This is a genomic window from Nitrospirota bacterium (assembly GCA_016212215.1).
GTDB lineage: Bacteria > Nitrospirota > 9FT-COMBO-42-15 > HDB-SIOI813 > HDB-SIOI813 > JACRGV01.
Window position 1 is genome coordinate 1 of record JACRGV010000086.1, and the last position, 5,655, is coordinate 5,655.

General features: G+C 40.7%; 7 protein-coding genes. 1 reads left to right on the forward strand and 6 read right to left on the reverse strand.

What is annotated here, in order from left to right; genetic code table 11:
* Nucleotides 1-255 precede the first annotated feature (255 nt).
* The 6 genes from HZA08_07920 to HZA08_07945 all read right to left on the reverse strand — a co-directional run bounded on the left by HZA08_07920 (nucleotide 256) and on the right by HZA08_07945 (nucleotide 4,337).
* Nucleotides 256-1,638, reverse strand: a complete 1,383-nt coding sequence (locus HZA08_07920; GenBank protein ID MBI5193348.1) for a caspase family protein — start codon at nucleotides 1,636-1,638, stop codon at nucleotides 256-258.
* Nucleotides 1,639-1,696: 58 nt separating this feature from the next.
* Nucleotides 1,697-2,116, reverse strand: a complete 420-nt coding sequence (locus HZA08_07925) for a hypothetical protein (protein ID MBI5193349.1) — start codon at nucleotides 2,114-2,116, stop codon at nucleotides 1,697-1,699.
* 452 nt (nucleotides 2,117-2,568) lie between these two features.
* Nucleotides 2,569-3,240: a hypothetical protein gene (locus HZA08_07930; GenBank protein ID MBI5193350.1), complete on the reverse strand. Its 672-nt coding sequence runs from the start codon at nucleotides 3,238-3,240 to the stop codon at nucleotides 2,569-2,571.
* Nucleotides 3,241-3,268: 28 nt separating this feature from the next.
* Nucleotides 3,269-3,787 carry a hypothetical protein gene (locus HZA08_07935; protein MBI5193351.1) on the reverse strand — a complete coding sequence of 173 codons (519 nt, stop codon included), beginning with the start codon at nucleotides 3,785-3,787 and terminating at the stop codon, nucleotides 3,269-3,271.
* A gap of 18 nt (nucleotides 3,788-3,805) precedes the next feature.
* Nucleotides 3,806-3,952, reverse strand: coding sequence for a hypothetical protein (locus tag HZA08_07940; GenBank protein ID MBI5193352.1), 147 nt, complete (start codon nucleotides 3,950-3,952; stop codon nucleotides 3,806-3,808).
* A gap of 1 nt (nucleotide 3,953) precedes the next feature.
* A complete protein-coding gene (locus tag HZA08_07945; GenBank protein ID MBI5193353.1) occupies nucleotides 3,954-4,337 on the reverse strand; it encodes a hypothetical protein in 384 nt (127 codons plus the stop codon).
* A 351-nt stretch (nucleotides 4,338-4,688) separates the two neighbouring features.
* Here HZA08_07945 and HZA08_07950 point away from each other — a divergent pair, with 351 nt between their 5' ends.
* On the forward strand, nucleotides 4,689-5,474 hold the full coding sequence (locus tag HZA08_07950; protein ID MBI5193354.1) for a hypothetical protein: 786 nt from the start codon (nucleotides 4,689-4,691) through the stop codon (nucleotides 5,472-5,474).
* The last annotated feature ends 181 nt before the right edge of the window (nucleotides 5,475-5,655 follow it).

Sequence of the window (5,655 nt, forward strand, 5' to 3'; positions counted from 1 at the left end):
GGGATCATAACAGAATCTTACACTATGAACAAACAGCGTAAAATGTTTTGACTATGGGAAGATATTAATAAAATTATTACAATAGGTTAGCGACTACTCAACCATCAAGGATCGTTTTGCCGAGTTCAGGAGGTCTGAATAACGGCATGGGTGTCCTGCGGAGAGGGGGGGAGTTCTTCGTTTGATGAGTACGTAGAAATTTGGATGTTCAGGGTGATGAATCAGTAATTGTAGTGGAGCATATCGCATCGCCGATTAATAGCTAACCAACACCTTTCCCTGATAATTTCCCTCGATAGTAGGGTTTTGCTCAACCCCGTGGACCCGTCGGGCATAAAATGGAACACCCTCTGTTTTATCCGTGATATACTGGTATATCTCTTCAAAAGTAAGGTTGTTATCTCTGTTCTTGTCCGCCACCTTGTCTTTGATAGCTTTGAGAAAGAAATATGTAAACATCCCATGATTTTTATCGTTGTACCAAGTAGACACCTGGTTGCCGGATGAACTGGACAAGACCACACCATTCTTTAGGTTTATAACAGGATTGTCAATAGTAATCGCTATCGGTGATATGTTGTCAAAAATTGTTGTCCCTGAAAAACAGGCATCAAGGACTACTGTTGTTGATCGGGATGGTATATGGGAAAGATTCTGATAAAAGACATCTGCCGGATAACCGCTGAGTTCAAGGTATTGGGGATCGGCCTCAACGGGAACAAAGTAGCCTTTTTTGTCCTTCAAACCCGGAGCCCCATGCCCCGAATAGTAAACGAAGACATCCGACTTCCCTTCCTTAACTGCATTATAGAGCTTCCCTTGATATGAGTCTTTGTTGCCAAACAAGACTTCAAAATCTGTTTTTGAAGCATTCTCAATGTAAAAAATGTTGTCTTCTTTGTAACCAAAGACGTTAATGAGATATTTTTTTATGGTCTGAGCATCATTAATAGAGTAGTCTACCTTCTTTGTTTTTTGATAGTTGGAATTCCCTATAATCACTGCAATGGCATTTTTGTTCTCATTGCGGGTTACCGGGATGTTTGTATCTATATCAGACAATGAAATCTCCTGACTAGAGGCACGTTTACCGATAAAATTGGTTTTTAATACATCATCCATAACAGTATTTTTTACTTGTTGAAAATCTCGACTCTGCAGCAATTCTTTTAATATCCTACGTATTGCCTTAGTTTTGCTATCTTCAGGGTCTTTACTGTATTCAGATATGCTCAAGTAATTTCCTTTTTCAATATCCGAGGTTGAAAAAGAATATCTGCAATCACAATATGAGATATATGACCATCTATCATTATTTGTAGAAATTTTTGAGCATACTAAGCTTATATTTAAAATAGGCCCTCCGTTTTTAAATGAGGAACTGTTGCTTGATGCCCCGGCATAAATCAACTCATCGTGTAATTCCTTTTTCAACCTTTCCAATACTGCAATATCAACATTCATATTGGGTTTTTCTTTTATAACCTCAACATTAAAATAGATATTATCAAGCTCTCCCCTGGCTAATATTTTTTCTGAGACTTTGGAGGTTACGACTGATTGCGCAAAAGACAAAGACTGAGCACAAGATAAAAGTAGGATAGCAATGAATATATGTAAACGGGATTTGTAGGCCATTAATAAATCTCATATAAGATTATGGAGGTACATCACATCCATATCTTATAATGTCAATTTAAGGTCTTTTCACAACATTTCCTGAAGCCTTGATTGTAGAACCTCCTCCAAGAAGACATCCTACACCAAAAAAACGTCCCAAGAATCCAGTACCTCGGGTATAGTCAACACCGCCACAAATTAAGGCGTCACCCCCCATCTCATTTATAGCAGGTATGAGACTGTTCTTATATACTTTATCTGGTGTCACTGAATTCATGCCAATTAAACCTACCACTGGGATTGGCAGGCAGACCTCTTGTTCTGTATAGAAGTAAAATCCTTTAGGAATATACGACTTATTGCTCTCCGTTCCAGGATCATCTCCACAGGTAACAAATGCTTCACTTGCCGGTGGATAATTAACTTTATAGGTATATGCACAGCCTACACACATGAATGACAACAGAATACAACATAACAATATCTTTGTACTCATAATGATTCCTCCTTAAATTGAATTTATTACTGCTAACTTTTGAGCAGCCCCCTCCATTTTCTTAGAAATCCTCTTGATTCCTCCGTTTCTATTAAAGCTCGTTTTTACTTCACTTATAGAAAAATCGAAAACTTCGAGCAATATCCTACTATCTGTATTATAAGCTGTCAAGGGGATTTTCTAAGGTTCTGCAATTCAGACAGTAGTAATCAGATTGTCACAAGATAACCCCAGATACCGTGCCATTTTTACTATACCGTGCCATTTTTATATAAAGGATATGGTTTAAACTGTAAATAGGGGGCTATTTATAAGGAGTTGAGATTTTAGAGAGCCAGAGTATCAGAAGGAGATACAATTAAGATGCAACACATTCCCGGTATTTGGAAGGTGGCAATGTTCTTAGGTTCTTATTTTATTAGATTTCTGGGGTTTCTCTAAAGAGCGGAGTCCTATGGAGGACGTGGATTCATGAGCTGATTGACCAAACTACGGCGGAGTTTACGTGTCTTGGCCAGGATTTTTATTCGGGCAGGCTCATCAAGAGTAAGAACCAGTTCCTGATGTTGAAGAGGACTCAGGTAGGCTACATAGTTTTGATAAAAAATGAGTATTGCTGTAGTGGTTGGCCGCAACAAATCCATGGTACGGGGGCGAGTCTTGGCATTTAGTTCCTTACGTCCTATTCGCAGCAGATACCATTGTAGAAGACTATATGTCAACAAAACAAAGACAACCTGATTAACGATTATGTTGAAGGAGCGTGAGGTAAATGCCTCCAGGTCGGAAAAGCACTTCAACTGGCGATGACGTTCTTCAATGGTTGTGCGCAGGGCATAGTCCTGTCGTCCCAATGCAGGGTCGGAAATGGGTTCTGTAGATAGCAACACCCAGTAATCCTCGCTGCCATCAGCAAATACTTCTTTATTGACAACAGCATCCAGTGGCACAGGGCAGGTAGAGAATGTTTCCAGACCTTTGACCACTGCAACTTCTGAACGAAGCAGGGTATTTACATCCGGTTGAGCCTGCACCTTGCTCTCAACCTTACGTTTGGACAGTGTACGCTGCCTTGCCTCCTCACGCTTTCTTATATGTTCCGGCCGATGAATCGGAATCGGCATGGAGTTTTGAGCCGGTGATTCCCAATGTTTAAAGTTCAGCCCTCCGCCTTTTAGCCAATCCTACGACATCTGTATAAATATCCATAGATCTGCGTGCCGGAATCAGCACGTTGATTCCCCACTCATTTTTGCAGCGTCCTATTGCTGGGCCATCCAGAAACCCTCTATCCAGAATCAGCTTTTTCATAATGCCCTTGCCGTGAAACCCGACAAACTGTTCCACCATGCGGTATAGAACAGGGCACTCATGATCTTTGGCACTGACTACATCTATGCCTGCATACAGAAAAAAGTCTCCGGTACGATTGGTGTGGATAAGGCTCACCAGCTTGTAGGCACGACGCCATGTGCAGCGGGCACGTTCCGCCGGTAAAACTTCTTTAGGATTTACCGGATGGTTGTGTTTATCAAAAAGCATACGTGACGATCCCTCATATTTTTCATTGTCAGGCACAAACAGATAGGTAGCATCTCCGATGAATATCCCCTCGGGGTCAAAGGCATGGTGCTGTTTAAAGATTCCGGTTACGTCACGATTAAACCCCACTTCATAAGTAACCCTGCATCAGTTCTCTTGGCCATCTTGCGAATGTAATCCTGATCCCACTCCTTCAAGATAATCGAACTCCCCGCGTTGGAATGCCTCAATCACCAGCCGGTCGTTACGCTCAAAGAGCATGGCAGTTGATGTCTTCTCTGCGATTTCTGCCATATCAAGGCTCCTCCATGCGAAGCTTCTCAATGTGATCCATCACAGATAGCATCTGTTTTGAAATCACCGAGACCTGTGCCCTCGCACTGCGAACACGAAGATATTCCTCGCTTTTTTTACGTAACTCCGTAAGCCTTCCGGCAGGAACCGACATCAACCGCGTCTTCCCCTTCTGACTCCAACTCAAAACCATGCTCCGGTGTAACTCTCCACGGGTACACATACATGAGGGTTTACCACACTTCCTTGCCATCTCGTAAACATTGCCCTTGATGAGAGTACCACGCCCATATACGACTTCAAGAGTCCGCTCCATCTCTTTAAGAAGACCCTGCAACTCCTGCCGAAGGCGGCTGAGGACCTGATGATTTGATTCGCTCTGCATGTTGTACACCATAATAACGTACAGATTAACGCAAATCAAGAACAAAATGATATGGCTTAAAGGAAATTAAAAATCAGGAAACTACTAAAGGTCTACAGGACTGGAGATGTTACCCCTTTTTTTCTACTGTCTGAATTGCAGTCTAAGGTTTTCTTACAAGGTACAAGCAATATAATAATAAACGAAATAACAATAAAATATTTCTTCATGAATATTTCCCTTCTCTGAATTATTTTCACTTAGGTATTATTTGACGGACAGGGGGAACGGAATTTGAAAGACCTTAATAGACCTCAACCCCAATTTTTCGATTGTATAATAATATAATAATTTGTTATAATATGAAAAATTATGCGGACAGCTCAAACTATAAAGAAAGAATTGGAAAAGGTTTTCAATGCAAGGCAGTCATCTGTGCTCTCTAACATAATCGTTACTGCTTATAGTGACCTTGTAAAGACAAACGATTTTAATGAATTAAAGGGTATAGTTAAAGATCTCGCGGAAGCTCAGAAAAGAACAGAACTTAGAGTCGAGGAACTTGCGGAAGCTCAGAAAAGAACAGAACTTAGAGTCGAGGAACTCGCTGAAGCTCAGAAAAGAACAGAACTTAAAGTCGAGGAACTTGCTGAAGCTCAGAAAAGAACAGAACTTAAAGTCGAGGAACTTGCTGAAGCTCAGAAAAGAACAGAGAATAGCCTTAATCGTCTTATAGGAAAAGTGGAAATAATAGAGGAACGGCTTGAAGGTGTTTCAAACTCCGTCGGTTATTCCCTTGAAGACCTTGCATGTAAATCTTTGCCGGACATCTTAGAACAAGAAGAAGGCATAGAAGTAACAGGCAGACTTATAAGGCGATATTATGAAACTTCGAAGGGTAAATACAATCAGATAAATATATACGGAAAGGCCAGAGCAGGAAAACGGGAGATACTATTATTAGGTGAGGCAAAGGTAAGACCATCCAGGACAGAGATAGATAGATTTGTGAAGATAGCGGAGCGGATCAAAGAGATTGAAGGAAATCCTGAAGTCTATTTATTATTTGTAGCGTATGACTATCATCCCAATACCGAAAAGTATCTGAAAGAAAAGGGTATAAGATATTTCTGGTCTTATGAGCTTCAACCCACCTAACTTCCCCTTGTAAAGTGGAGATAAATTAATACAGATTGACGTAACCGTTCACAGTTATCAGTTTACGGTTCACGGTTTTTCAACGAGTTATGTAACGCTTGGAGCATTTTTGAAATTGACTTCAATTCTTGAATGAGTTCTTTCGCATCACTATTAGAAAATACCTTGACCTCTTGTGAAA

Bases quoted from the DNA above. Each gene is read 5' to 3' on its own strand.
- HZA08_07945 (MBI5193353.1), bottom strand. From the start codon at position 4,337: ATGCAGAGCGAATCAAATCATCAGGTCCTCAGCCGCCTTCGGCAGGAG.
- HZA08_07940 (MBI5193352.1), bottom strand. From the start codon at position 3,952: ATGGCAGAAATCGCAGAGAAGACATCAACTGCCATGCTCTTTGAGCGT.
- HZA08_07925 (MBI5193349.1), bottom strand. From the start codon at position 2,116: ATGAGTACAAAGATATTGTTATGTTGTATTCTGTTGTCATTCATGTGT.
- HZA08_07950 (MBI5193354.1), top strand. From the start codon at position 4,689: ATGCGGACAGCTCAAACTATAAAGAAAGAATTGGAAAAGGTTTTCAAT.
- HZA08_07920 (MBI5193348.1), bottom strand. From the start codon at position 1,638: ATGGCCTACAAATCCCGTTTACATATATTCATTGCTATCCTACTTTTA.
- HZA08_07930 (MBI5193350.1), bottom strand. From the start codon at position 3,240: ATGCCGATTCCGATTCATCGGCCGGAACATATAAGAAAGCGTGAGGAG.